This is a genomic window from Cupriavidus numazuensis, from assembly GCF_905397435.1.
GTDB lineage: Bacteria > Pseudomonadota > Gammaproteobacteria > Burkholderiales > Burkholderiaceae > Cupriavidus > Cupriavidus numazuensis.
In genome coordinates this window covers 68,897-94,821 of sequence record NZ_CAJPVI010000021.1, presented here as the reverse complement: position 1 = coordinate 94,821, position 25,925 = coordinate 68,897, and the positions used below count along the sequence as shown (strand labels likewise).

The window sequence follows — 25,925 nt, the reverse complement described above, 5'->3', positions numbered from 1 at the left end:
CGGACGGACGCCGGCGCGGCGGATGCAGCGTTGCTGGGGGAACGGTCGCTCAGACCGGGATCTTCTTTTCGTAGTCGATGTTGGTCGACGCGAACAGCAGGCCGACGCCGCAGGCGGCAAAGAACATCAGCGCCAGGAAGTACGAGCCCGTGGCTTGCACGATCAGGCCGACGATGATCGGCACGCTGATGCCGGCGATGTTGCCGCCCAGGTTCATCACGCCGCCCAGGAAACCGATCTTGTTGCGCGTGCCGAGCATCGACGGCACCGACCAGAACAGGCCGCACCAGCGCAGGAAGAACAGGGTAGAGGAGAGCAGCGCCACCACGGCCACCGCATCAGTGACATAGGCCACCGAGAAGATCGACACAGTGGCGACCACGGCTGCAATGCCGAACAGCGTGCGCATCACCACATTGGGGCGGCCGCCGGCTTCCTTCCACTTGTCGGCGATCCAGCCACCGACGAGTTCGCCAACGAAGCCGCTCATGAAGATCAGGAAGCTCGCACCGCCCATCGTCTTCAGGTCAAAGCCGCGCGCCTTGCTCAGGTAGGTCGGCATCCAGGTCAGCAGGCCGTAGAAGACGGCGTTGAAGCACATCCAGCTGATGGCCATGCACCACACCGAGCGGTACTTGAAGAAGTCGAGCGAACGGCCGGACAGGTTGGTCGGCTCGGCGCTGTGCTCGCGGGCATGCGCTTCCTCGATGTGGCGCGCTTCCAGTTCATTGACGCCGCTGTGTTCGCGCGGGGAATTGCGGATGTACCACCAGGCCACGAAGCCGGCCAGCACGGTGCCGACGCCGGCGACCACGAACGACATGCGCCAGGAGCCGAGTTCGCTGATCAGTCCGGCGATGATGAGCGAGCCGAGCGCCGCGCCCAGCGGTGCACCGCCGTCAAGCAGCGTGGCGCCGCGGCCGCGTTCGTTCTGCGTCATCCAGATGGCGTTGAGCTTGCCGCCGGCCGGGTAGATCGGCGCTTCGGCCGCGCCCAGCCCCAGTCGGGTCAGCAGCAGCGAGGTGGCGTTGGTGCAGACCGCCGCGATCGCCTGGAAGAAGCCCCAGAACACGGTGGCGCAGGCGATCACGATGCGCGGCTTGTACTTGTCGGCCAGCATCCCGCCCGGGATCTGCATGAAGGCGTAGGTCCAGAAGAAGGAACTGAGAATCAGGCCCTGCATGGCGGGGCTGAGGTCGAACTCCTTGGCGATCAGTGGCATGGCCACCGAAAGCGAGGCGCGATCGATGTAGTTGATGGCGACGAGCATCAACATCATCAGGAAGATTTTCCAGCGCACAGTGCTGCGCGTGGCAGTGAGCGTGCCGGCTTGGCTTGTCGTTTGCATGACGGGGTGTCTCCTTGCTCCGTAGGTCCTTCGGTTGAGGCGTTTGTAGTAGGTGTCGCGCAACTGGCCGGAGTATAGGATACGTAATCTGTAATTACAACTCTCGTAAGTCATTGATTTTACGTGTGCGTGGTTGCACAATTTCCGGGTGTGATAGCCTTCGAATGGTGCAAATTCCCCATGCTGGTGATGTCCGTGACACAAACGCTTCCGAAAACCGCCCGATTGCGCACGCTGGGCATGTCCGCCGAGATCGCGGCGCGGCTGCGCACGATGATTGAAGAGGGCGAGCTGCCGCCCGGCGAACGCATCGACGAGCGGGCCTTCTGCGAGGCGTTCGATGTCTCGAAGACGCCGCTGCGCGAGGCGCTCAAGGTGCTGGTGGCCGAAGGGCTGGTGCTGCATCGGCAGTACATCGGCTACCGTGTGGCGCCGCTGGACCTGGACGAACTGCGCGCCACCTTCGAGACGCTGCACGGCCTGGAGGCGACCGCCGGCGAACTGGCCGCACTGCGGCTGACCGAGGCCGGGCTGACCAAGCTCGAGCGCCGGCACCAGGCCATGATCGAGGCGCATGCGGCGGGCCGGCGTACCGACTACTTCCGCATCAACCAGGAAATCCACCAGCTCATCATCGACAGCACCGTCAATCCGGTGCTGGCCAGCGTGTATGCCGCGCTGATGAGCAAGGTGCACCGCGCACGCGGCGCCGCCAATGCGGATACGCTGCGCTGGCAGGAGTCGCATGAGGAACATGAGGAAATCATGGCCGCGCTGCGCGAGCCCGGCCGTCCGCGCCTGGCGCAGGTGCTGCGCCGGCATTCCGAGAACACCGCCAAAGAAGTGCTGACCGTGGTCGCGCGCTCGCTCGCAGGCGACGCTGGCCGCCAAGCCAATCCATCGAAGGGAAGACAATGAAACTGGTAAGAACTGGCCAGCCCGGCGCCGAGCGCCCGGGCCTCATCGACGCGCAGGGCAAGGTGCGTGACCTGTCGGGCGTGGTGGCCGACTTCAACGCGGCGCAGCTCTCGCCGGAAGCGCTCGCGCGCCTGGCGCAGGTGGATGCTGGCAAGTTGCCGGTGGTGGAGGGCGCACGCTTTGGCGTGCCCTGGACCGGTATCGGCAAGATCATCGCGATTGGCCTGAACTATGCGGACCACGCCGCCGAAGCCGGCATGCCGCTGCCGGCCGAGCCGATCGTCTTCCTGAAGGCCAACAGCTCGCTCAACGGCCCGGACGACGACGTGATGCTGCCGTACGGTTCGCTGAAATCCGACTGGGAAGTGGAGCTGGGCGTGGTGATCGGCACGACCGCACGCAATGTCACGCGCGAGGACGCGCTGAGCCACGTGGCCGGCTACTGCGTGGTCAACGATGTGTCGGAACGCGAGTTCCAGATCGAGCGTGGCGGCACCTGGGACAAGGGCAAGGGCTGCGACACGTTCTGCCCGGTCGGCCCGTGGCTGGTGACGCGCGATGAGGTGGCTGACCCGCAGGCGCTTGGCCTGTGGCTCGAGGTCAATGGCGAGCGCGTGCAGAAAGGCAGCACGACGACCATGGTCTTCGACGTGGCCACGGTGGTCAGCTATGTCAGCCGCTTCATGACGCTGCAACCCGGCGACCTGATCGCCACGGGTACGCCGCCCGGCGTGGGCATGGGCTTCAAGCCGCCGCGCTTCCTGAAGGCGGGCGACACGATGCGCCTCGGCATTGAAGGGCTCGGCGTGCAGACGCAGAAGGTCGTGGCGTACGAGTGAAGTGCGCATGGCGGGCGTGCAAGGCGCCCGCCAAGGTTCCCCATCGAAACGCTTTCATACAAAGCGTTGGGTTTCCATACAAAGCGTGCCACCAGAGCAACAGTTCCGGTGCCGAAAGAGGGCTGGATTACATTGATTTACAGGAAATCCGAGTGTTGGCTTTCCGTTGCCATTTCTGCGTGAAATACTGTTTCTAAGGGCGGCGTTCTGACCGTCCTGCAGTACCTGCCAGAAGAGCAATGCCATGTCCGAGCACGCCCCCGAGATCGAGACTTACCTTGGTACCACTCTGAAGCGCCGCTTCTGCGCACTGACCGACACACTGGACAGCCGCGCCGAACTCGAAGCCATCCGGCGCAACATCCACCAGAATCCTGAACTTGCCTTCGATGAAGTCCGCACCTCCGGGCTGGTAGCCAGCCTGCTGGAAAGCTGGGGCTTCACGGTGACGCGCGGCGTCGGCGGTACTGGTCTGGTCGGCACGCTGAAGGCGGGGACTGGGGGGCGCAGCATCGGCATCCGCGCGGACATGGACGCGTTGCCCATCCACGAACGCACCGGCTTGGCGTACGCGAGCGTCAACGAAGGGCGCATGCATGCGTGCGGTCACGACGGGCACACGACGATCCTGCTAGGCGCCGCGAAGCAGCTGGCGCGCACGCTGAACTTCAACGGCACCGTACACCTGATCTTCCAGCCGGCCGAGGAAATCGGCGCTGGCGGCGGTGCGGAGCGCATGCTGGCCGATGGCCTGTTCGAGCGCTTCCCGTGCGATGCCATCTTCGGCCTGCACAACCATCCGGGTGTGGAGCAGGGGAATTTCCTGTTCCGCTCGGGGCCGTTCATGGCGGCGTGCGACACGGTGACGATCACAATTCGCGGCAAGGGCGGCCACGCGGCGCGTCCGCACCAGTCGGTCGATCCGATCCTCGTGGCCGGCAGCCTGGTGATGGCCATGCAGTCGGTGGTCTCGCGCTACGTCGACCCGAACGAAGCTGCGGTGGTCACCATCGGGACGCTGCACGCAGGCCACGCCGTCAATGTGATCCCGGACAGCGCGCGCATGGAGATCAGCGTGCGCTCGTTCAGCCCCGATGTGCGGGCTTCGCTGGAAGCCCGCATTCGCCAGCTCGCGATCGCGCACGCGGAGGGTTACGGCGCCGTGGCGGAAGTGAACTATGTGCATGGCTATCCGGTGCTGATCAACAGCGAGCGCGAAACCGAATTCGCACGTCAGATCGCAGAGGAACTGGTCGGTGCCGACAAGGTGGTGTCGCAAGCCGCGCGGATCACTGGGAGCGAGGATTTCGCGTATTACCTGCAGCAAAGGCCGGGCTGTTTCGTACGGCTCGGGAACGGTGCCAATCAGCCACTACTGCACAACCCGGCGTACGACTTCAATGACGAGAACCTGACGGTAGGCGCGGCCTATTGGACGAGGCTCGTAGAGCGCTACCTGGCAAGGTGATGATCTCGCTGTTGCGATGCTGCATGCGGTATCGCTGCTTCCGCGCCCCAAGATAGCCTCCTTCGGAGGCTACTTCTTCTTTGTCTCGCCAAAGAAGAAGCAAGAAAGGCGACCCCGTGATCGGCGACACCCCCTCGCGCTGGGCCAGCTCCGCGGCGCTCGCGCAAAACTCGCAGCCTGAACGGCTGCTCAGACACTGCGCGAGCTGTCCGGGGCTCCGCCCCGGACGACCGCGGAGCCGGCCCAGCGCGAGGCGCCGATCAAGGGGAGAGAAAAGCAAACCGAGCGCTGGCGTACGGCGGTGCGCTTTCTTTTGTTGTAGCTGGTCTTCTTAGCGAAAAAATGCGCTTGGCGGTACGCCGAACTGCCTCTTGAACATCGTCGCAAACGCACTCGGGCTCTCGTATCCGAGATCCAGCGCTACATCCACCACCTTGGTGCCGGCCGCCAGCCTCTCCAGCGCCGCAAGCAACCGCGCCTGCTGACGCCACTGCCCGAACGTCATCCCCGTTTCCCGCGCGAAGCGGCGCTGGATAGTCTTGGGGTCCAGGCCCAAACGTTCCCCCCAGCCGGCTAGCGTCAACTGCGTATCTGGTTCGGCGACGATGGCATCGCAGATCTGGCGCAGGCCCGCGTCGGCCGGATGCGGCAGGTGCAGTGGCAGGGTGGGCACCAGCACAACCTCATCCAGCAGCAGCCGCATCAGGCGGCCATCGCGCGAATCCGCCGTGTAGGGCAGCGGGACTTCGATCGCTGCCAGGATCAGCTCCCGCAGCAGCGGCGAGATGCCGAGCACAGTGCAGCGCCGGGGCAGGTCGGGCGCGGCATCCGGCCGGACATACGCGGTGCGCATCTGCACCTGTCCCACCATGCGGATCCAGTGCATCGTGCCACCGGGCATCCACATGCCGCGCGTCGGCGGCACGATCCACTGCCCCTCGGCGGTGCTGACCACCATCACGCCGTGCACGGCATGGATCAGCTGGGCGTGCGGATGCTGGTGCTGTGCGGTGACATCGCCGGGCTGGTAGTCCGCCGCCATCGCCGTGACCGGCATGGGGCCGCGGTCGAAGTGCACATAGCGTGGCGGATTTGTGTAGGTGTCGCCCAGCGACTGGACTTCCGGCGGCGCTGGCTTCCGAGGGCCTGAGGCAGGCATGTCCTTTTCTCCAAGGTTGCATACCTATTCTCGCAGGACAGGCGCGCTTCAGCCAGTTAGCATCGCCTCTCACACTGTCCCGGCGAGCGCCCCCGTGGTTCGTCGTTTTGTTTTGTCGAGACCGCCAATGAGCACCACTATCGACTCCAGTTCCGCCGCTGCCGGCATTTCCGCCGCCAAGACCGAGCACGCCGCCGAGCGTACGGGCTACCGCGTGCTGTACGCGATCAGCTTTGCGCACTTTCTCAACGACATGATCCAGTCGTTGATCCTGGCCATCTACCCGATGCTGAAGGGCGGCTTCAACCTGAGCTTCGTGCAGATCGGCTTCCTGACCATGACCTACCAGGTCACGGCATCGCTGCTGCAGCCGGTCGTGGGCCTGTACACCGACAAGCATCCGAAGCCGCGCTCGCTGGCAATCGGCATGGGCTTCACGCTGGGCGGGCTGCTGCTGCTGTCGGTGGCGCCGACTTACGGCGTGCTGCTCGTGGCCGCCGCGCTGGTCGGCACCGGTTCGTCGATCTTCCATCCGGAATCGTCGCGCGTGGCGCGCATGGCCTCGGGCGGGCGGCACGGGCTGGCGCAGTCGATCTTCCAGGTCGGCGGCAACGGCGGCAGCGCCATGGGGCCGCTGCTGGCGGCAATCATCGTGCACAAGCAAGCGAGCCTCGCGTGGTTCTCGCTGGCGGCGCTGCTCGCTATCGCCGTGCTGTGGAAGATCGGCGGCTGGTACGCCGAGCAGATCGCGCACCGCGCGCGCAAGGGCAAGGCGGGCGGCGCCGTGGCCAGCCCGGTGCCGACACGCGTGGTGGTGCGGGCCATGCTGGTGCTGATGGTGCTGGTGTTCTCCAAGTACTTCTACATGGCGAGCCTGACCACCTATTACACCTTCTACCTGATGGAGAAGTTCGGCCTGGCACGCCAGTCCGCGCAAATCTATCTGTTCGTGTTCCTGTTCGCGGTGGCGGCCGGCACCATTCTGGGCGGCCCGATCGGCGACCGCATCGGCCGCAAGCGCGTGATCTGGGCGTCGATCCTCGGTGTCGCGCCGTTCACGCTGGTGCTGCCGCACGTGGGCCTGTTCTGGACCGGCGTGCTGACCTTCATCATCGGCTTCATTCTGGCCTCGGCGTTCTCGGCGATCCTCGTGTTCGCGCAGGAACTGATTCCCGGCAAGGTCGGCATGGTGTCGGGCATGTTCTTCGGCTTCGCGTTCGGCATGGGCGGCATCGGCGCCGCGGTGCTGGGCGGGCTGGCCGATACGCATGGCATCGAAACCGTGTACCAGCTGTGCGCGTTCCTGCCGCTGCTGGGCCTGCTCGCGGTGTTCCTGCCGGACCTCGGCGGCAAGCGCAAGGCAGCCTGACGGCAACAACGCGCACTAACGCGCGCCAGCGCACAGAGCGCCCTGACGCCCCGCTTTGGCGGGGCGTTTTCACTGGCGCCGCCGTCTCCTACACTGGGATGACTATGCCTGCACGCCGGCCATCCTCCACCGAACCGACGCCAGCCACGCAGATGCCTGCAGCGCCGCCTTCGGCGCTCGCCGCGTTGCGCGCTGACGGACACGCCGCCGTGCTCGGGCGCCGCGTATCGGTGATCGCCGCCACGCGCGACGCCGCGCTGGTGCCGCACCTGATGCGCGCCGTCGGTTTCCGCATCGCTGACGACGATGCCTGCGTGACCATCTTCCTGTGCCAGACGCAGTCGCGGCAGGTGCTGGCCGACATTGCTGCAAACCGGTCGATCGCCGTGGTCTTCAGCGAGCCCACCACGCACCGCACGCTGCAACTCAAAGGCTTCGACGCCAGGGAGATGCCGTTGCAGCCGGGCGACTGCGCGCGCGTCGCTGCCTACCGCGAGGCGCTCGGCGAGGAAATCAGCCTGATCGGCCACGAAGCCGCGCTCGCCCATGCTTTCCTCGCGTGTCCGGACGACGACCTCGTCGCCGTCAGCTTCACGCCGACGCACGCGTTCCAGCAGACGCCGGGTGCCCAGGCCGGGCAGGCGCTGAGCCCGGCCGCCACCTGACCACGACGCCGACACGCGCAGCCATGACGGCCCCGCCGCTGACCGCCGCCGATATCCGCGATTGCCTCGAAGGCGTGATTCCGGCCGTGATGGCCACCTGCGCGGCGGATGGCACGCCCAATGTCGCCTATCTCTCGCACGTGCAATTCGTCGACCCCGAGCATGTCGCACTGTCGTTCCAGTTCTTCAACAAGACGCGCGAGAACGTACTGGCCAATCCGGCCGGCACCGTGCTGATGATCCATCCGGACACCGCAGCGATGTTCCGCCTGAACGTGCACTACCTGCGCACCGAGACGTCCGGCCCGCTGTTCGAGCATATGAAGGCAAGGCTGGCCGGCATCGCCTCGCATTCGGGCATGGAAAACGTGTTCCGGCTGCAGGGCGCGGACGTGTATCGGGTATCGGCCATCGAAGCCGTGCCGGGCGGCGGCCGGCTGCCCGCACCGTCCGACGCCCCTCGCCGACAGTTGCTCGGCGCGCTGCGCTGCCTCAGCGAACGGCTGGCGGCATGCACCGAGACCGACCAGCTTTTCGATGCCACGATGGCCGGCCTGGCGGCTGGGTTCGGCGTCGATCACGCGATGCTGCTCATGCATGACGCCAGCGCCGGACGGCTCTACACCGTGGCCAGCCACGGCTATGCGGAGTCCGGTGTCGGCTCCGAGATCGCGCTGGGGGAGGGCGTGATCGGCGTGGCCGCGCGCGAACGCACGCCGATCCGCATCATGCACATGACCTCCGACCGCAGCTACAGCCGCGCGATGCGCGACAGTGTGATCGACACGGGGCTGTCGGCACGGCTCGATACCGAGATCCCGCTGCCGGGATTGCCCGCGCCAGGCAGCCAGCTTGCCGTGCCGGTCTGCGTGGGGAGTGCGCTGCTTGGCGTGCTGTTCGTCGAAAGCGAGCGGGAACTGCGCTTTACCTACGAGGACGAGGACGCGCTCGTGGTGCTCGCCGCCCAGCTCGGCCAGGCTATGCGCGGCTTGCAGGCCAGCGCCGATGCCGCGGCAGAGGAGTCCGCCGGCACCGTCGCATCGGGCGATGCGCCGCCACCGGCGCCGCAACCGGTGCTCGTGCGCTACTTCGAAGCCGACGGCAGCGTTTTCCTCGACGACGACTACCTGATCAAGGGTGTGGCGGGTGCGATCTTCCGCCGCCTCGTCTGCGACTATCTGCACGCCGGGCGCGAGGCCTTCACCAACCGCGAACTGCGGCTCGATCCGGCGCTCGGCCTGCCGGATATCAGCGACAACCTCGAAGCGCGGCTGGTCCTGCTGGCGCGCCGCCTGGTGGAGCGCGACGCGAGCGTGCGCATCGAGCGCACCGGGCGCGGCCGCTTCGCGCTGCGCGTGACGCGGCCGCTGCGGATCGAGCATGTGGAGCGTGGCGGCTGATCAGCCCGCTGCCCAGATGGCTTGAGTGGGGCCGGCGGGCAGCCCCAGCGCACGCGTGAGCTTCATCCAGTCGGGCATCGGCAGCAGCGTGCGGCAGACGTCGAGCAGTCCGGTGAACGCCTCGGCGGGCGCATGGTCGCGGATACCCGCCAGCATCAGCGCGCGCTCGGCCGGCGTGACGTTCGGCAGCATCCAGCGCGCGATCACGCCGACGGTCTCCTGCGGCAGCGACGCGACGATGCGGTTCTCGACGTCGAGCAGTTCCGCATCGGTATGGCTGGCCCACAGCACGGCGTTGTGCCGGGTCTCCTCGAAATGCATGTGCTCGTAGTTCTCGGCGACGAACAGCGAGAGCTGGCGGTACAGCTCGCGGATGGCATTCGCGCGCGCCGCGGGAACCGTGGCGGCGACGCGGTCGGTCTGCGCGAGCAGCGCGCGGATCTCGGCCATATGCGCTTCATGCTCATGGGCGATGCGGGTCGTGGAGCCGGGCACGCGCGCTTCCATGGCGGCGTGTACGTAATCGTTTTCCTTGTGCAGGTGCTGCTCGCAGGCCGAGAGCAGGTCCCGTACCTGGCTCAGCGAGCCGCGCAGTTCGGCTTCGTCGTCGGTGTCGGTGCGGCCTACGCGCAGCAGCGTGTCGGCCATGAAGGCGCGCAGCGCCTTGTGGATGCGCGCGTAAATGTCGAAGCGCGGCGCCTGTTGTGCCTGTTGTGCCTGTTGGTCTTGTTGGTCTTGTTGGTCTTGTTGGTCGAAGCCGTGGGTGTTGCCTGTGACTGCCATGATGAACCTGTCTCCTTGTGGGCACGTGCGGTGCCGGGGCGGCCTGCCATCAGCAAGTCCGGAGCCGTGGACGGTCCGGATCGCGGGGCCCTCAGGCCGGTAATGGCCGCCGCGTGAAAGGCAGTCTAGGAAGCGGCGCGGGGACAGGTTCGTAAAAGTTCGCTCAGGAAATCTTAACTGTTCCTTAAAGCGCGGGTTTGCGCGAATCTACGCGAATGACAGCAGAGAGCGCGCTTGCTGCAGGTGCGCATGCGTGCGAATCGCGGTGGATGCGATCCAGGTGCTGTATGGTTCGCGTTCAGATGGCCGGCCCAATAAGAGGCGGCCGGAACGCAACTCGCTGCGGTTTTGCGGCATCATGGCGGGCATGACGTCCGCCGTACCTCCACTCCCTGTTTCTCCCTCTCCCGCAGTTCCGGCCTGTGAGCGCTGCCTGGCGCTGGCGGCGGATCCGCGGCGCCGCGAGCCGCCGTCCTGCCTTGCACTGCGCCATACCGCGCCGCAGGTCGGCCAGAGTTCGACCGGCGTTCCCTACAGCATGCTGACCTTCTGTTGCCGCGATTGCGGCACCGTCTGGCGCCTGTACGACCGCGCCAACGAACTGTTCGTGTCCTGGGTGCCGGAACACCCGCTGGTCCGCTGAGCAGCAAGAAGCGCCGCGGGCCGATCGGCTAAGATATGCGACGCGGCCTGCGCCGCGCCCTTCGATTTCCCGCACTCGTCATGGCTTTCCATTCCCGCATGTCCCTGCTGGCCGCGCTTGGCGCCGCCGGCCTCATGGCGGCAGCCTTGCCTGCCTCCGCCGCCGACAATTACCCCAGCCGTCCGATCCGCCTGATCGTCGCCTATCCGACCGGCGGGATCAGCGACACCGTCGCGCGCGCGCTCGGCGAACGGCTGTCCGCCCAGATGGGCACCTCGGTGGTGGTCGAGAACAAGGCGGGCGCCGGTGGCAGCATCGGCATCGACGCTGTCGCCAAGGCGGCACCGGACGGCTACACGCTCGGGTTTGCCTCGACCAGCCCGCTCACGCTCAACCCGCATGTGGGCCACGTCAACTATGACCCGCAGCGCGACGTGGCGCCCGTCATGAGCGTCATGTATTCGCCGGTGCTGATCGTCGCCACGCAGAGCTTTGCGGGCAAGACGTTCCCGGATCTGGTGGCGCAGGCCAAGGCCAAGCCGGGCTCGGTGCGCTGGGCCACGTCGGGACTTGGCACGGTCGGCCATGTCGTGCTCGAACAGGTCAAGGCGAAGTCCAAGGCCGAACTGACGCTGATTCCGTACAAGGGCGCCGGCCAGCAGATGAACGACGCGCTCGGCGGCCAGTTCGAGGTGATGAGCACCAATGCCAGCCCCGCGCTCACGCAGCACATGCAGGCCGGCCGCCTGCGGGCGCTCGCCGTGGGCGCACCCAAGCGCATCGAAAGCATGGCCGGCGTGCCGACGCTTGCGGAGCTTGGCTATCCCAAGGCGAACCTGACTTCGACCTTCGGCATCTTCGCGCCGGGCAAGACGCCGGCGGCGATCATCAACAAGCTCAACGCCGAACTGAACAAGGCGCTCGCGGAGCCCGAGGTCCATGAGCGCCTGCTCAAGGGCGGCGAGGTGCCGACCGGCGGCACGCCCGCCCAGTTTGCCAAGGCGATCCACGACGAATACGTGGAGAACGCGCGCATCGTCAAGGAAGCCGGCATCAAGGCCGACTGAGTTGTTTCATCGGCACGGGCCGCGTTTCACACCTGGTCCAGCCGGTTCCCCAGGCCGTAGACGGCAGACAGCCGCACGCCGTTGTGCGGCCACAGTGCGAGCTTGGTGCGTACGCGCGACAGGTGGCTGTCCACGGTGCGCGACGCCGCGTCGACGTGATAGCGCCAGACTTCATTGACCATGGTCTGGCGCAGCACCAGCGAGCCGAGGTTGCGGAACAGCAGCACGGCCAGGTCGAATTCCTTGGGTGCCAGCGCCACCGCCTTGCCGTGTACCCAGGCGCGCCGGTCGGCCGTGGCAAAGTGGAAAGCACCATGGGCGAGATCGCAGCCATGCTCGCTGGTCGGACATGCGCGGCGCAGCAGCGCCATCACCCGGGCAGCCAGTTCGGCCATGCCCACTGGCTTGCACAGATAGGCGTCGGCGCCTTCGGCAAGGCAGCTTGCGATGCGCGCTTCGTCATCGGAGTCGCCCAACAGCATCACAGGCAGCTCGTGGCCGAGCGTACGGCGCACCCATGAGAGCACGTCCAGTGCCGAAATGCCCGGCGTGTCGCCGTCGAGCAGCCACATGTCGAAGGTGTCGCTGCGCAGCGCGTGGATCAGCGACCGGCCGTGGATATAGCGCGTGCACTGGTGCCCGCTGAGGCGCAGCGTCTGTTCGATGCCGACGGCCCGGGTCGGGTCGGCCTCCAATACGGCAATTCTCACGTCGTTTCTCCTGGCGCTTCCGGATGCGGGAAGATCGTCCGGCATGGCAGTCGCCCATGGTATGGGCCGCTGTCTGGGGCAAGAAGTAAACGATTGTTGAAACTTTGATTTCGATTTGAGTCCCATCCTATTCGGACGTCGCGATCCGCGGTTTCTAATGCCCTCTCGCGCAAATGCTGAGAGAGACAGACCATGGGAAAGACGATTGCCTCGCTGGAAGCCGATCCTGTCCACGCGGCGCTGATCCGCCGGATCGTCAATGAAGGCGGATACGAATGCGTGAGCTTCAGCCAGAGCCGGCGCCTGTTGCTGGCCTTGCATGACACCGCCTTCGACTTGCTGCTGCTCGACTGGCAGATGCCCGGCATGTCCGGGCGCGAGGTGCTGAACTGGGTGCGCGGCAACCTGGACCGGCGCATCCCGGTAATGTTTCTCTCGTCCCGCAATGCCGAAGCCGACATCGTCAGCGCGCTGGTCGCCGGCGCCGACGACTATATGGCCAAGCCGATCCGCGCGGCCGAGCTGTCGGCACGAATCGGGGCTGTGCTGCGCCGATCCAGCCCCGACAACGTCGCGCGCAATGCGCCGCTGCGCCTCGCCGGCTACGTGTTTGACTGCGCCGCGCGGCAGGTGACCTGCCACGGCCATCCGATCTGCCTGACGCCCAAGGAATTCGACCTGGCCGTGCTGTTGTTCCGCAATGAAGGGCGCATCGTCACGCGCGACCACATCATCGCCACGGTCTGGGGCCGCGAGATCTCGCCGCTGTCACGCACCATCGACACGCATGTCTCGCGCGTGCGCAGCAAGCTGGGCCTGCATGCAAGGAATGGACTCAGGCTGACGCCGGTCTATACGCATGGGTACCGGCTGGAGCTGGCAGAGAGCGAGGCGGCCTGAAGACGTCCAGGGGGCTGTTCTTTGTCCTGCCCCGCCAAATAAAAAAGGCACCCGAAGGTGCCTTTCGCCAAACAACTGACTGATCGGGGAGCGATCAGAAAATGTGGCGGATACCAGCGGCAACGCCCAGCTGGTTGTTGGCGCCCGGCAGTTCGGTCGTCGCGCCGCCGGAGACGTGGTTGTAATCCACGGTGCCATACACTTGGGTACGCTTCGACAGCGAGTACTCGGCCAGCAGGACGCCGGCGTAACGGTGGCCGCCATTGCCGGCGATACCGTTCTTGTTCTCGATGTAGTCGTAGTAGAACGCACCGGTCACAGCCAGGGCCGGAGTGGCCTGGTAGGTCGTGCCGACATAGCCCAGGTGGTCCTTACGCGGGTTGCTCAGCGAGCCCGAAGCGATGGCGGTCTGAGCGCCTGCGGTGGTCGAGGCAGCCGACTGGTTCATGAAACCATTGTCGATCACGCCAGTGCGGTCCTTGCCGCCGAGGTAGCCCAGGAAGATCTTGGCCGGGCCGATGCTGTACTTACCGGCAGCACCGAACATTTGCTGACGCTCGCCAGCCTGGTTACGGATTTCCTGGTACACGCCACCGATGCCGAACGGGCCATACGAGTAAGCGGCACGGGCGCCCCAGTACTGGTTGGAGCTCATGCTGCCGGCGGTTTCGCCGAAGCCGTAGCTGGCGCCGACGTCCAGGCCGCCAAACTTGCCGCCGTAGCTGACGACGTTGTTCGCGCGGAACTGGGTCAGGAAGAACGGCCAGGCGTTGGCGGTGTAGTTACCGATGGTCAGCGGATCGTAGTCGCCGAAGAAATTAAAGCCTTCGGTGTACTGGCGGCCCAGCTTGACAGCGCCGAAGTCACCGCTCAGGCCAACGTAGGCCTGACGATTGAACAGCGTGTTGGCCGAGTTCAGCTTGCCGGTGTCGAGGCTGTAGCCATTTTCCAGTTGGAAGATCGCCTTCAGGTTGTTGCCCAGGGCTTCAGCGCCCTTCAGGCCCCAGCGGCTTTGCGTCACAGCGCCGTCGGTCAGTTCGGTCTTGCCGTGACCCGATGCATCGGCATGGGTGGTGTAGCGCACGCTGACGTCAGCGATACCGTACAGCGTGACGGAGGTCTGTGCAAAAGCGGAACCTGCCAGCAGGCTGCCGGCGGCGAGGACGATGGCCGATGATTTCTTCATGGTGCTCCTTTTCTGTTCTGTTCTGTTCTCCGTCGGATCACGACGGGGCACGGGTCTACGTTTCGTGTAAACGCCGCGAAAATTTAACAAAACGCAGGAGCGAAGGACACAAATACGCGCTGAAGCCCCGATCCGAGCAGGATTTTGGTGCAAATCCGTTGTCAGGCCGCTACACAATACTGTGTTGGTGCGTTGCACCAGCATCAGTGGGCATTTCCTGGTGCGCGCAGGCGTAAATGAAGACGCGCCGGCGGGCCTTGGAAGCGGCGCGCCGGCGCGGGGAGCGTTGCTGAATCAGCTCTGGGGGATCTCGATCTTGACCTCGAGCACTTCCAGGTTGTCCTGGCGCTCAAGGCTGACGCGCAGGTCCTGGTCGCTGATCTTGACGTATTTCGAGATCACGGCCACCAGTTCGCGCTGCAGCGCCGGCAGGTAATCGGCAGGCGCCGAATGGCCGGTGCGTTCGTGCGCGAGGATGATCTGCAGCCGCTCTTTGGCGACCGAGGCCGACTTCTTCTTTTCCCCCAGCAGGAAGGACAGGATCGACATGGGGATGAGTCCTCCTTACTTGTTTTACTTGTTGCCGAAGATGCGCGACAGCAGGCCAGGCTTCTGGTAGTCCGTGAAGCGCATCGGCTTGTCCTTGCCAAGGAAGCGGTCCACCACATCGCCATAGGCGTCGGCCACGTCGGTGCCTTCCAGGTGGATGGCGGGCGTGCCCTGGTTGGACGCGTGCAGCACAGCTTCGGACTCAGGGATTACCCCAATCAGCTTGATGCGCAGGATTTCCTGGATGTCCGTGAGCGACAGCATCTCGCCGCCGTGCACGCGCTTCGGGTTGTAGCGCGTGATCAGCAGGTGTTCCTTGATCGGCTCGCCGCCTTCGCTGGCACGCTTGGTCTTCGACGCCAGGATACCGAGAATGCGGTCCGAATCGCGCACCGAGGACACTTCGGGGTTGGTGACGATCAGTGCTTCGTCGGCGAAGTACATGGCCATCAGCGCGCCCGACTCGATGCCTGCCGGCGAATCGCAGAGGATGTATTCGAAGTTCATGTCGATCAGGCCCTTGATGACCTTCTCGACGCCGTCCTTGGTCAGCGCGTCCTTGTCGCGCGTCTGCGAGGCCGGCAGGATGAACAGGTTCTCGCACTTCTTGTCCTTGATCAGGGCCTGGTTCAGGTTGGCTTCGCCCTGCACCACGTTGATCAGGTCATACACCACGCGGCGTTCGCAACCCATGATCAGGTCGAGGTTGCGCAGGCCGACGTCGAAGTCGATCACGGCAGTCTTGTGGCCGCGCAGGGCCAGGCCAGCGGCAAAGCTGGCGCTGGTGGTGGTCTTGCCGACGCCTCCCTTGCCGGAGGTCACAACGATGATTTTTGCCATGGCTCTTTGGTCCGTAATTAGGTTGAAGCTTGCGCTGCAGTGATTCAGTTCGTGTTCGTGGCTGGGCGTCGCCGGATCATTTCATCCGGATCGCTTCCAGGATCAGCTTTTCATCGGCCAGGCGAACCTGGGCAGACTTGCCGAGCACGTCCGCCGGCAGAGTCTGCTCGGCCGTGCGATAGATGCCGGCAATGGAAATTAGTTCGGGTTCCATGCACGTGCTGAAAATGCGCGCGCCGGTATTGCCCTTCACGCCCGCCAGCGCACGGCCGCGCAGCGGGGCATAAACGTGGATATTGCCTTCGGCGATCACCTCGGCGCCGTAGCTGACCACATCCATGATGACCACGTCGCCCTGCGCGTAGATCTGCTGGCCAGAGCGCAGCGGCTTGTCGATCAGCAGGGTCTGGGTTTGCTGGATGGCGGCCTTGACGGCGGCTTCATTGGCAGACTGGGCAGCGGCGCGGACGGCTTCGTCGCGCGCGGCCTGTTCGGCGGCGGCCTCGGCGGCGGCACGTTCTGCACGTTCGGCAGCTTCGGCGGCTTCGGCCGAGTCGCGCAGGCCGCGGCGGCTCTGGCTGTCGAGCAGCGGCAGGCCGAAGCGCTGGGCCCACGCATGCTGTGCGGGCCGCGCGACCACGCCGATCGCACGCGCCTTGAGCGCCGCAAGCGTACCGATCACCGCATCGAGCGAGACCTCGTCATCACTTTCAAGCGCGCGCAGGTCCAGCGCGATCACGTCATTGGAGAAGAAATCGGGGGTGGCTTCGAACCGGGAGAGCAGGTCGTCCCGCAGTGCAGCCATGTCGGCGGTCTGGAGGGCGAGAAGGAGGGCGTCTACATTGCCACTGCGCAGCTCGAAGCGTGGCGATTTCTTCTGTGACATAGCCGGGTGACCGTGGAAATGCCACATTCTAACTGCGTCTTCGGTGCGAACTGTAACAAATGGGCGCACTTTGTCCCCAGGTGCTGCACACAATCCATCTGGCATGGGCAAGTGGTGCCGGCGACAGCGCGGCCCGGCCATCCGGACGCGTGCAGCCCAGCCTTGTTACGATTGCGCCATCTGCAGAACGGAGCTGTCATGGGCGCGATCGTCAATAGTGTGGCCTACCGGGCAGGCAAGCGGCTCGGCACTGTCGGCATCGAGGAGATTCCGCAGGCGCTCAGCGTGCCGGGTACTTTCGTGTGGCTCGGTCTGCATGAGCCGGACCTGGCCCTGCTGCGCCAGGTGCAGCAGTCGTTCGGGCTGCACGATCTGGCGGTGGAAGATGCCCTTGACGCCCATCAACGGCCGAAGCTCGAGGCATACGGAGATTCGGTGTTCGTCGTGCTCAACACCGCGCAGCTGATCGAGGACGAGGTGGTGGTCGGCGAAACCCACATTTTCGTCGGCCCGAATTACGTCGTGTCGGTGCGGCATGGCGCCAGCAGCACCTATGCGCCGGTGCGCGAGCGCTGCGAAAGCGATCCCCAGGGACTGGCCAACGGCCCTGGCTATGTGCTCTATGCGCTGATGGATTTCGTGGTCGACCACTACATGCCCATCGTCACACGGCTGGAGGACACGTTCGCGGAACTGGAGCAGGACATCTTCCGCGACGAATTCGACCGCGCCGCGATCGAGCGGCTGTACCAGATCAAGCGGCAGGTGCTGCGCCTGCGCAATGCGGTCAACCCGGTCGAAGACATGTGCGGCCAGCTGATCCGCCTGCATGAAGACCTCGTGCCGAAGGAACTGCGCGCCTACTTCCGCGACATCGAAGACCACGCAAGCCGGCTTGTGCGCACACTCGATGTCGTGCGCGAAATGCTTACCACGGCTGTCCAGGTCAACCTGGCGCTGGTGACCGTGGGGCAGAACGAGGTGGTCAAGCGGCTGGCGGGCTGGGGCGCCATTCTCGCGATCCCGACCGTCGTGTTCAGCCTCTATGGCATGAACTTCTCGTTCATGCCCGAGCTCAAGTTCCACTATGCGTATCCGGTCGTCATCGGTGTCACGGTCGTCGCGTGCGGGGCCCTGTGGCGACGGCTGCATCGTGCCGGATGGATCTGATGCGCAACAGCTATTAATCGAACAGATGGTTGTTTATGTGTGCTCTAGCCTTTAATTATTCGCGCGAATAGTTATCGTTTTGCCGCCGGCTTCCGGGCCGTGCCGTCGCCTCCTACACTGGAATCAAGAAGGCGCAGCGCATCCCGGAGTTCGTCATGCCCCAAGCCCGCCCCCCGCTCTGGCCTGCCGCGGCAGCCCGCCTGGCCTGTCGCCGCCTGTTGGCCATTGCCGCGCTGGCCATGGTCATGGTGCTTTGTCCGGCTCCCCTGATTCAGGCGGCGCCTGCACCGGCCCAGCCGGCCCAGGCGCAGACCCACGAAGCGCTCGCCGCCTATGAGGCAGGCGCGTTCGATACCGCACTGCGCGGGTTCGCTGCCGCCGCGCGGGAAGGCAATCGGCTGGCCCAGTTCAATTACGCGATGATGCTGCTGCGCGGCGAGGGCACGCCCGCCAGGCCGCAGGAGGCGCTGGTGTGGCTGCGCAAGGCCGCTGACAACCAGATGACACATGCGCAGTTCACCTTTGGCGATCTGTACGAACGCGGCGAACTGGTGCCACGCTCGCTCGAAGAGGCCAACCGCTGGTACGAACGCGCGGCGCAGGGCGGCCACATCCAGGCGCAGGTGGCGCTGGCGACCAATTACTTCACCGGCCGCGGCGTACCTCGGGACTATGGCAAGGCCTTCGAGTGGTACAGCCGCGCCGCCGCCGCGGGCGATGGTGGTGCACAGTACATCGTTGGCAGTTACTACGAACGCGGCGAGCCTGGCGTGGTCGGCAAGGACATCGAACAGGCCAAGATCTGGTATGCGCGCTCGGCGGCGCATGGCGATCCGGGCGCGCTGGCCAAGCTGCGCTCGCTGCTGGAGGAATCCGTACGCGCAAAGAGCGGCAGCTCGATGTAAGCGGCCGCAAGAGGGTACAAGTCTTGCTTAAGACAGCGCGACAACCATCGCAGCAACCGCCTGGGAGGGCGCCGTGGCCATACATGTCGCACTGAATCACGTCACGCACTATCGCTATGACCGTCCGGTGAAGCTGTCGCCGCAGGTGGTGCGCCTGCGGCCTGCACCGCATTGCCGCACGCCGATCCTGTCCTACGCATTGCGCATCGAGCCGGCGCAGCACTTCATTAACTGGCAGCAGGACCCGTTCTCGAACTACCTGGCGCGGCTGGTCTTTCCCGAGGCTACGACCGAATTCAAGGTCACGGTCGACCTTGTCGCCGAGATGTCGGTCTACAACCCGTTCGACTTCTTCCTCGAGCCGTCGGCCGAACAGTTTCCGTTCCAGTACGACGCCGGACTCGCGCACGACCTGGCCCCCTATCTGGTGCGCGATGAACTGACGCCGCGCTTTGCAGATTTCGTCGGCAGCATTGACCGCACCGAATGCCGCACGCTCGATTTCCTGGTCGCGCTGAACCAGCGCCTGCAGCGCGAGATCCGTTACCTGATCCGCATGGAGCCGGGCGTGCAGAGCCCGGAAACCACGCTTACCAATGCCTCGGGTTCGTGCCGAGATTCCGGCTGGCTGCTGGTGCAGACGCTGCGCCATCTCGGGCTGGCGGCGCGCTTCGTCTCGGGCTACCTGCTGCAGCTGGCCCCCGATGTGAAGGCCATCGACGGCCCCAGCGGCGCCGAGCGCGACTTCACCGACCTGCATGCGTGGTGCGAGGTCTACCTGCCCGGCGCCGGCTGGATCGGCCTGGACCCGACCTCGGGCCTGCTCGCGGGGGAGGGACATATCCCGCTCGCATGCACGCCCGAGCCGGGCAGCGCCGCGCCGGTGACCGGCGCCGTCGAACAGTGCGAAGCGGAGTTCGGCCATACCATGACGATCACGCGCGTCCATGAATCGCCGCGCGTGACGCTGCCCTATACCGAAGACCAGTGGGAGGCCGTGAATGCCGCCGGCGCCGCGGTGGACCGCGACCTGCAGGCGATGGACGTGCGCCTGACCATGGGCGGCGAACCGACCTTCGTCGCGGCGCGCGACCGCGACGGCGCCGAATGGAACACCGATGCCCTGGGCCCGACCAAGCGCGGATTGGCCACCGAACTGGTGCATCGCCTGCGCGAGCGCTACGGCGCGGGCGGCTTCCTGCATTTCGGGCAGGGCAAGTGGTATCCGGGCGAGCAGTTGCCACGCTGGGCGCTGACGATCGCGTGGCGCACCGACGGCATGCCGTGCTGGCAGGATCCCGCGCTGTTCGCCGACGAACGCCATCCCGGCGACTACACCGACGCCGACGCGCGCCGTTTCATGACGAGCCTGTGCGACCGGCTGGGGGTAGACGCATCTTGCGCGCAGCCCGCCTACGAGGATGCCTGGTACTACCTGTGGCGCGAACGACGGCTGCCGGTCAATGTCGATCCCCATGCCTCGCGCCTCGACGACGAGATGGAGCGCGTGCGCCTGCGCCGCGTGTTTGATACGGGCCTGGCAAGCGTGACCGGTTACGTCCTGCCGCTGGCGCGGGTGGAAAGCGGGGACGGCGACACCGTGGAAAGTGGCTGGGAAACTGGCCGCTGGTACCTGCGCGAAGAACGTCTCTACCTGCATCCCGGCGATTCCCCGATGGGCTACCGGCTGCCGCTCGATTCGCTGCCGTGGGCCAGCGAGGCCGACCGCGTGCAGCAGTTCGAGCAGGATCCGTTCGCGCCGCGCGCAGCCTTGCCTGCGGCCGCGGTCCTGCGGCGACAATCACCGGCACCGTCGGCTGCCACGACGCCAGCGCGGCCCGCCGCCAGCGCGGCCGCTGGCACGGGTACGGGCAGCGGCACCGGTGCCGCTTCGCCAGGCGAGCCCGCGCGCGGCCAATCCGCACCGGGGGTGATACGTACCGCGCTGTGTGTCGAAGTCCGCCATCCCGCCCGCGCGGCAGGGCCAAAGACCGAAGCCGAGCAAATGGACGACAAGCGCGGCGTGATCTATGTCTTCATGCCGCCGCTGCCAGAGCTGGAGGACTACCTCGCGCTGGTGCAGGCTGTGGAAGCCACGGCCGCCGCGCTGAACGTGCAGATCGTGCTGGAAGGCTATCCGCCACCGCGCGATGCGCGCCTCAAGGTGCTGCAGGTCACGCCGGACCCCGGCGTGATCGAGGTGAATATCCACCCGGCCGCGAACTGGGAGCAACTGGTCGACCACACCGAGTTCCTCTACCAGGCCTCGCACGAATGCTTCCTGTCGACCGAGAAGTTCATGCTCGACGGCCGCCATACCGGCACCGGCGGCGGCAATCACTTCGTGCTGGGCGGGGCGACGCCGGCCGACAGCCCGTTCCTGCGCCGCCCGGACCTGCTGGTCAGCCTGATCACGTACTGGCACAACCACCCGTCGCTGTCCTACCTGTTCTCGGGCCTCTTCATCGGGCCGACCAGCCAGGCGCCGCGCGTGGACGAGGCACGCAACGACCAGCGCTATGAACTGGACATCGCGTTCGCCGAACTGCGCCGTCAACTCGCCGGACGCGAGCGGGGCGGCACCAACGGTTACGTGCCGCCGTGGCTCGTTGATCGTGTGCTGCGCAACCTGCTGATCGACGTCACCGGCAACACGCACCGCGCCGAGTTCTGCATCGACAAGCTCTATTCGCCCGATGGCCCGACCGGCCGGCTCGGCCTGCTCGAACTGCGCGCGTTCGAGATGCCCCCGCACGCACGCATGAGCCTGGTGCAGCAGTTGCTGCTGCGCGCACTGGTTGCACGCTTCTGGCGCGAGCCATACCAGGCGCCGCTCACGCGCTGGGGTACGGCGCTGCATGACCGGTTCATGTTAGGGACCTTCGTGCAGATGGACTTCGACGATGTGCTCGCCGACATGAATGCCGCGGGCTTTGCGTTCGACGCCTCATGGTTCGCCCCGCATTTCGAGTTCCGTTTCCCGCGCATCGGCGAAATTGCCGCAGGCGGTCTGGCGCTCACGCTGCGCGGCGCGCTGGAGCCCTGGCACGTGATGGGCGAGGAGGGCGGCGCCGGCAGCACGGTGCGCTATGTGGATTCATCGGTCGAACGCATGGAAGTGCGCGTGCTCGGCCTGAACGACAGCCGGCACGTGATCACGGCCAATGGCCGGTCGCTGCCGCTGCAGCCGACCGGACGCGCCGGCGAATTCGTCGCGGGCGTGCGCTACCGCGCGTGGGCGCCGCCATCGTCGCTGCATCCGACCATCGGCTCGCATGCGCCGCTGACCATCGATGTCGTCGATACGTGGACGGAGCGCAGCATCGGAGGCTGCCAGTATCATGTCGCGCACCCGGGCGGGCGCAACTACCAGACCTTCCCCGTCAATGCCTACGAGGCGGAAAGCCGGCGGCTGGCGCGCTTTTCGGCCTACGGGCATACACCGGGGCGCACCGTCGCGCAGGCGCCGCAGCGCAGTCTTGAGTTCCCCTTCACGCTCGACCTGCGCCAGGGGTAGACATGTACCACCGCGGCTGCGCCGGGACAGGCCAGCCGCCAACGGGAGACCCAATCTTGGCCCAGCCCCTGTCGCGGCCGACTGATGACCTGGAGGCCCCGCATGCGGCCGCGGCGATTGCCGCCGCCGCGCGTCTTGCGCTGCCGGTTCCAGCCGGGCATCTCGACGAACTTCGCTTGCCCGATGGCACCTTGCGCGAAGCATGGGCGCGCTTCTTCTCCGTAGTCGGCGAACCGAGTGCGGAAACGCTGGGTCCGCGCGCGAAAGCCATGGCGCGCCAGATCCGCGACAACGGCGTGACCTACAACGTCTACGCCGACCAGGGCGCGGCACGTGCGTGGCCGCTGGAGCTGTTCCCGTTCCTTGTCACGGAGCAGGACTGGCAGCTGATCGAGCGCGGCGCCGCGCAGCGTGCGACGCTTGCCAACGCCATCCTGGCCGACATCTACGGCGAACAGACATTGCTGTCGCGCGCGCTGCTGCCGCCGGGGCTCGTGTACGGGCATCCGGGCTACCTGCATCCGCTGCGCGGCTACCAGCCGCCCGGCGGCAGTTTCCTGCAGATCGTTGCGGTCGATCTCGTGCACACCGACGACGGCTGGACTGTCATGGCGCATCGCACCGATACGCCTTCGGGCATGGGCTACGCGCTCGAGAACCGGCTGATCATCTCGGGCCTGTTCACCGATGCTTTCCGCGACCTGCACGTGCGGCGGCTGCCGCCAGCATTCGCGCAACTGGTGTCCACGCTCGCGCATGCGCCGCTTGCCGCCGCGACAGAAGCCGGCAGTGGACGAGATGGACCTGTCAGTGCCGGCACCGGTCACCACATCGTGCTGCTCACGCCAGGTCCCTACAGCGAGACCTTCTTCGAACACACTTTCCTGGCCCGCTACCTCGGCATCACGCTGGTCGAGGGCAAGGACCTGACCGTGCGCAACGACGTGGTCTACCTCAAGACCTTCGGCGGACTTGAGCGCGTGGACGTGGTGCTGCGGCGCCTGGACGACGTCTTCTGCGATCCGCTCGAATTGCGCCACGACTCCACGCTCGGCGTACCGGGGCTGCTCGAAGCAATGCGTGCGGGGAACGTGATGGTGTCCAACGTGCCTGGCGCGGGTTTCCTCGAGTCCCCGGCCATTCACGGCTTTCTGCCCGGCATTGCCGAAGCGCTGCTGGGCGAGCCACTGATTCTGCCCGGCGTGCCGAGCTGGTGGTGCGGCGAGGACGCCGCGCGCGAGCAGGTGCTTTCCACGCTGCCCGAAGCGTTCGTGATGCCGACCTACCCGCGCCGCGCCGACCTGTCCGACGAGCCGCCATTGGGCATGGAACTGGGCCTGCAGGCGCTCGACGGGTGGCGCGAGCGTATCGCGCGCATGCCGGACCGCTACACGCTGCAGCCGCCGCTGCCCCTGTCGCACACGCCATGCTGGGAGGGCGATCAGATCGGCTCGCGCGCGGCGATGCTGCGCGTGTTCGCCGTCGCCGATGGCAATGGCGGCTGGCAGGTCATGGCAGGCGGCTTCAGCCGGCTCGCGGCGCCGCAGCTCGAATCGGTATCGATGCAGCTTGGCGGCACTAGCGCGGACACGTGGGTGCTGTCTGGCCAGCCTGTGCCCGCCGCGCCACTGGCCGGGCGTACCGGCCTGGCGGCGCCGACACAGGCCCGGCCGCTCGCGGTGTCGAGCCGTGCCGCCGAGAACCTGTTCTGGGCTGGCCGCTATGCCGAGCGTGCGGAAAACAACGTGAGGCTGTGCCGCCAGATCCTCGGCTCGATCGAAAGCAGCGACGATACCGACGACGGCACGCTGTCGATGCAGGGCGAGCTTGCAGAGAGGGACGGCCTCGTCCCGGCCGAGGCGCCTTCGCCAAAGGCTTCACTGCGCCTGTTCGAGCGTAGCCTGGTCGCGACGCTGGCCGATTCGCGTGGCGGTACCGGGCTGGTGCAAAACCTCGCCGCCCACGCCGCCGCGGCCAGCGAAATCCGCAACCGACTGTCCAACGATCACTGGCGCACCATCCTGGCCGCGCGCAACGATTTCGGCGACGCGATGATGGAGGCCACGCTGGCCCCGGGCGAGGGCGGTGCCGTCAGCTACGACCGTGCGCGCGTACTGTCCGCGCTCGAACACCTTGCCATGCAGCTGGGCGCCATCAATGGCGCGCAGGGTGACCGCATGTCGCGCGACGAAGCGTGGCGCCTGGTTTTCATCGGCCGCCATATCGAGCGCCTGGCCACCATGAGCAACTTCCTGCTGACTGCCATCGACACCGGCGCGCTGCGCTCGCGCAGCGGCTTGGAATTGCTGCTGCACCTGTTCGATTGCACGCTGACGTACCGCTCGCTGTACCCGGGTCGCACCGACCTCGCTGCACTGGTCGAGCTGCTCGTGCTCGAGCCTACGAATCCGCGCGGCCTGTACGGTTTGCTGGAACGGTTGCGCAACAAGCTGGAACAGCTCGCGCCCGGCGGCAGCGCGCAGACACGCGTGCCGCTCGCGGAACTGCTGCCCGCGCCGAGCGCGCTGCCCACGCGTGCGGCACTGTGCGAGCCATTGGGCGAAGCGGGAGGAGATCCCGCCGCGTTGTCGGCGCTTTGCCAGCTGTTCATCGAGCGCATGGTGCGCGTGTCCGATGAAATCAGCGCGCGCTATTTCAGCCATGCCGGCGCGAACCCGGAGGCAGAGTCGTGAACGACACCGCGGCACCTTGCACCGGCGGCTGCACCCTCAACGTGCTGCACACGACCGCCTATCTCTATTCGCAGCCGGTCGAGCACGCGCAGCAGCGCGCCGTGGCGACGCCGCCGGACTTGCCTTGGCAATCCGTCACCGCGCACGACACGCGCATCGAGCCCGTGCCCACGCACCAGCACGTACGCACCGACGCATTCGGCAACCGCGTGCTGCATTTCATGCTCGACGTGCCGCATACGCAGATGCAGCTCACGTGTGCCAGCACCGTCGTACTCACGCCGCGCTGGCAGGCGCTTTATCCGTCTGCGTCTGCACCGTGGGAAACCGTCGCGCAGTCGCTGCGCTTCCACGCGGCCCAGCCGTTCGAGCCTGCCACGCAGTTCGTCTTTGCCTCGCCCAATATTGCCCTGCATCCGAGCCTGCGCGACTACGCGCTGCCCAGTTTTGGCGCAGGCGTGCCCGTTGTGGCGGGTGCGATTGACCTGATGCGGCGCATTCATGCCGATTTCACGTATCACAGTGAATCCACCGAGGTGCATACGCCCGCCATGCAGGCGTTCGCGCAGCGCAGCGGCGTGTGCCAGGACTTTGCGCAGGTGATGATCGGCTGCCTGCGTTCCGTGGGGCTCGCCGCGCGTTACGTGAGCGGTTACCTGTGCACCGAGCCGCCGCCTGGAGAGGAGCGACTGGTCGGCGCCGACGCTTCTCACGCATGGGTGTCGGTGTATTGCCCCATCGCCGGCTGGGTCGACCTCGACCCGACCAACAATGTGCTCGCGGATACGCGCCACGTCACGCTCGCGTGGGGCCGCGACTACAGCGACGTGCCACTGCTGCATGGCGTGATCGTGGGCGGCGGTGCGCATGGTGTGGATGTCGCCGTAACCGTGGTGCCCGTGGACTGAGC

22 protein-coding genes are annotated in these 25,925 nt (G+C 66.2%); 14 read left to right on the top strand and 8 right to left on the bottom strand.

Features of this window, described 5'->3' with window-relative positions; translation table 11 throughout:
- Positions 1 to 49: 49 nt before the first annotated feature.
- On the bottom strand, positions 50 to 1,348 hold the full coding sequence (locus tag KHO41_RS18075; RefSeq protein WP_211954647.1) for an MFS transporter: 1,299 nt from the start codon (positions 1,346 to 1,348) through the stop codon (positions 50 to 52).
- A 189-nt stretch (positions 1,349 to 1,537) separates the two neighbouring features.
- Between KHO41_RS18075 and KHO41_RS18070 the strand changes: the two genes are divergently transcribed.
- The 3 genes from KHO41_RS18070 to KHO41_RS18060 all read left to right on the top strand — a co-directional run bounded on the left by KHO41_RS18070 (position 1,538) and on the right by KHO41_RS18060 (position 4,573).
- On the top strand, positions 1,538 to 2,266 hold the full coding sequence (locus tag KHO41_RS18070; protein ID WP_211954681.1) for a GntR family transcriptional regulator: 729 nt from the start codon (positions 1,538 to 1,540) through the stop codon (positions 2,264 to 2,266).
- A complete protein-coding gene (locus tag KHO41_RS18065; RefSeq protein WP_211954646.1) occupies positions 2,263 to 3,105 on the top strand; it encodes a fumarylacetoacetate hydrolase family protein in 843 nt (280 codons plus the stop codon). The genes KHO41_RS18070 and KHO41_RS18065 overlap by 4 nt, the downstream gene beginning before the upstream one ends.
- 244 nt (positions 3,106 to 3,349) lie before the next feature.
- The gene (locus tag KHO41_RS18060; protein WP_211954645.1) at positions 3,350 to 4,573 is read left to right on the top strand and encodes a M20 aminoacylase family protein; all 1,224 of its coding nucleotides are present in this window, start codon (positions 3,350 to 3,352) and stop codon (positions 4,571 to 4,573) included.
- A gap of 331 nt (positions 4,574 to 4,904) precedes the next feature.
- Here the strand turns inward: KHO41_RS18060 and KHO41_RS18055 are convergent, their stop codons facing one another.
- On the bottom strand, positions 4,905 to 5,732 hold the full coding sequence (locus tag KHO41_RS18055; RefSeq protein WP_211954644.1) for an AraC family transcriptional regulator: 828 nt from the start codon (positions 5,730 to 5,732) through the stop codon (positions 4,905 to 4,907).
- A 127-nt stretch (positions 5,733 to 5,859) separates the two neighbouring features.
- Here KHO41_RS18055 and KHO41_RS18050 point away from each other — a divergent pair, with 127 nt between their 5' ends.
- From KHO41_RS18050 to KHO41_RS18040, 3 genes are all read left to right on the top strand, one after another.
- Positions 5,860 to 7,101 (top strand): MFS transporter, encoded by a 1,242-nt coding sequence (locus tag KHO41_RS18050; RefSeq protein WP_211954643.1) that lies wholly within the window; start codon positions 5,860 to 5,862, stop codon positions 7,099 to 7,101.
- A gap of 104 nt (positions 7,102 to 7,205) precedes the next feature.
- On the top strand, positions 7,206 to 7,766 hold the full coding sequence (locus tag KHO41_RS18045; protein ID WP_244873879.1) for a hypothetical protein: 561 nt from the start codon (positions 7,206 to 7,208) through the stop codon (positions 7,764 to 7,766).
- A 23-nt stretch (positions 7,767 to 7,789) separates the two neighbouring features.
- Complete coding sequence (locus KHO41_RS18040; protein WP_211954642.1) at positions 7,790 to 9,166, top strand: GAF domain-containing protein; 1,377 nt, start codon at positions 7,790 to 7,792, stop codon at positions 9,164 to 9,166.
- Here the strand turns inward: KHO41_RS18040 and KHO41_RS18035 are convergent, their stop codons facing one another.
- Positions 9,167 to 9,949 carry a hemerythrin domain-containing protein gene (locus KHO41_RS18035; protein WP_211954641.1) on the bottom strand — a complete coding sequence of 261 codons (783 nt, stop codon included), beginning with the start codon at positions 9,947 to 9,949 and terminating at the stop codon, positions 9,167 to 9,169.
- Between the two features lie 358 nt (positions 9,950 to 10,307).
- Here KHO41_RS18035 and KHO41_RS18030 point away from each other — a divergent pair, with 358 nt between their 5' ends.
- Together KHO41_RS18030 and KHO41_RS18025 are read left to right on the top strand one after the other, a co-directional pair.
- A complete protein-coding gene (locus tag KHO41_RS18030; RefSeq protein WP_211954679.1) occupies positions 10,308 to 10,592 on the top strand; it encodes a hypothetical protein in 285 nt (94 codons plus the stop codon).
- 80 nt (positions 10,593 to 10,672) lie between these two features.
- The gene (locus KHO41_RS18025; protein WP_211954640.1) at positions 10,673 to 11,659 is read left to right on the top strand and encodes a Bug family tripartite tricarboxylate transporter substrate binding protein; all 987 of its coding nucleotides are present in this window, start codon (positions 10,673 to 10,675) and stop codon (positions 11,657 to 11,659) included.
- 26 nt (positions 11,660 to 11,685) lie between these two features.
- Here KHO41_RS18025 and KHO41_RS18020 read toward each other — a convergent pair whose 3' ends face one another.
- On the bottom strand, positions 11,686 to 12,369 hold the full coding sequence (locus KHO41_RS18020; RefSeq protein ID WP_211954639.1) for a response regulator transcription factor: 684 nt from the start codon (positions 12,367 to 12,369) through the stop codon (positions 11,686 to 11,688).
- Positions 12,370 to 12,561: 192 nt separating this feature from the next.
- On the opposite strand from KHO41_RS18020, the gene KHO41_RS18015 reads away from it, so the two are divergent.
- Complete coding sequence (locus KHO41_RS18015; RefSeq protein WP_211954638.1) at positions 12,562 to 13,269, top strand: response regulator transcription factor; 708 nt, start codon at positions 12,562 to 12,564, stop codon at positions 13,267 to 13,269.
- Positions 13,270 to 13,363: 94 nt separating this feature from the next.
- Here KHO41_RS18015 and KHO41_RS18010 read toward each other — a convergent pair whose 3' ends face one another.
- The 4 genes from KHO41_RS18010 to minC all read right to left on the bottom strand — a co-directional run bounded on the left by KHO41_RS18010 (position 13,364) and on the right by minC (position 16,730).
- On the bottom strand, positions 13,364 to 14,455 hold the full coding sequence (locus tag KHO41_RS18010; RefSeq protein WP_211954637.1) for a porin: 1,092 nt from the start codon (positions 14,453 to 14,455) through the stop codon (positions 13,364 to 13,366).
- A 294-nt stretch (positions 14,456 to 14,749) separates the two neighbouring features.
- The gene (minE, locus tag KHO41_RS18005) at positions 14,750 to 15,004 is read right to left on the bottom strand and encodes a cell division topological specificity factor MinE (protein ID WP_039013460.1); all 255 of its coding nucleotides are present in this window, start codon (positions 15,002 to 15,004) and stop codon (positions 14,750 to 14,752) included.
- Between the two features lie 24 nt (positions 15,005 to 15,028).
- On the bottom strand, positions 15,029 to 15,844 hold the full coding sequence (minD, locus tag KHO41_RS18000; RefSeq protein ID WP_211954636.1) for a septum site-determining protein MinD: 816 nt from the start codon (positions 15,842 to 15,844) through the stop codon (positions 15,029 to 15,031).
- Positions 15,845 to 15,920: 76 nt separating this feature from the next.
- Positions 15,921 to 16,730, bottom strand: coding sequence for a septum site-determining protein MinC (gene minC, locus KHO41_RS17995; protein ID WP_211954635.1), 810 nt, complete (start codon positions 16,728 to 16,730; stop codon positions 15,921 to 15,923).
- Between the two features lie 198 nt (positions 16,731 to 16,928).
- Here minC and KHO41_RS17990 point away from each other — a divergent pair, with 198 nt between their 5' ends.
- The 5 genes from KHO41_RS17990 (at position 16,929) to KHO41_RS17970 (ending at position 25,923) form a co-directional block, all read left to right on the top strand.
- Positions 16,929 to 17,900 carry a magnesium and cobalt transport protein CorA gene (locus KHO41_RS17990; RefSeq protein WP_211954634.1) on the top strand — a complete coding sequence of 324 codons (972 nt, stop codon included), beginning with the start codon at positions 16,929 to 16,931 and terminating at the stop codon, positions 17,898 to 17,900.
- 155 nt (positions 17,901 to 18,055) lie between these two features.
- Entirely contained in the window at positions 18,056 to 18,805 is a 750-nt protein-coding gene (locus KHO41_RS17985; RefSeq protein ID WP_211954633.1) for a tetratricopeptide repeat protein, read from the top strand.
- A gap of 73 nt (positions 18,806 to 18,878) precedes the next feature.
- Positions 18,879 to 22,322, top strand: a complete 3,444-nt coding sequence (locus tag KHO41_RS17980) for a transglutaminase family protein (RefSeq protein WP_211954632.1) — start codon at positions 18,879 to 18,881, stop codon at positions 22,320 to 22,322.
- A 2-nt stretch (positions 22,323 to 22,324) separates the two neighbouring features.
- Positions 22,325 to 25,015, top strand: a complete 2,691-nt coding sequence (locus KHO41_RS17975; RefSeq protein WP_244873878.1) for a circularly permuted type 2 ATP-grasp protein — start codon at positions 22,325 to 22,327, stop codon at positions 25,013 to 25,015.
- The gene (locus tag KHO41_RS17970) at positions 25,012 to 25,923 is read left to right on the top strand and encodes a transglutaminase family protein (RefSeq protein WP_211954631.1); all 912 of its coding nucleotides are present in this window, start codon (positions 25,012 to 25,014) and stop codon (positions 25,921 to 25,923) included. The genes KHO41_RS17975 and KHO41_RS17970 overlap by 4 nt, the downstream gene beginning before the upstream one ends.
- Positions 25,924 to 25,925 lie beyond the last annotated feature (2 nt).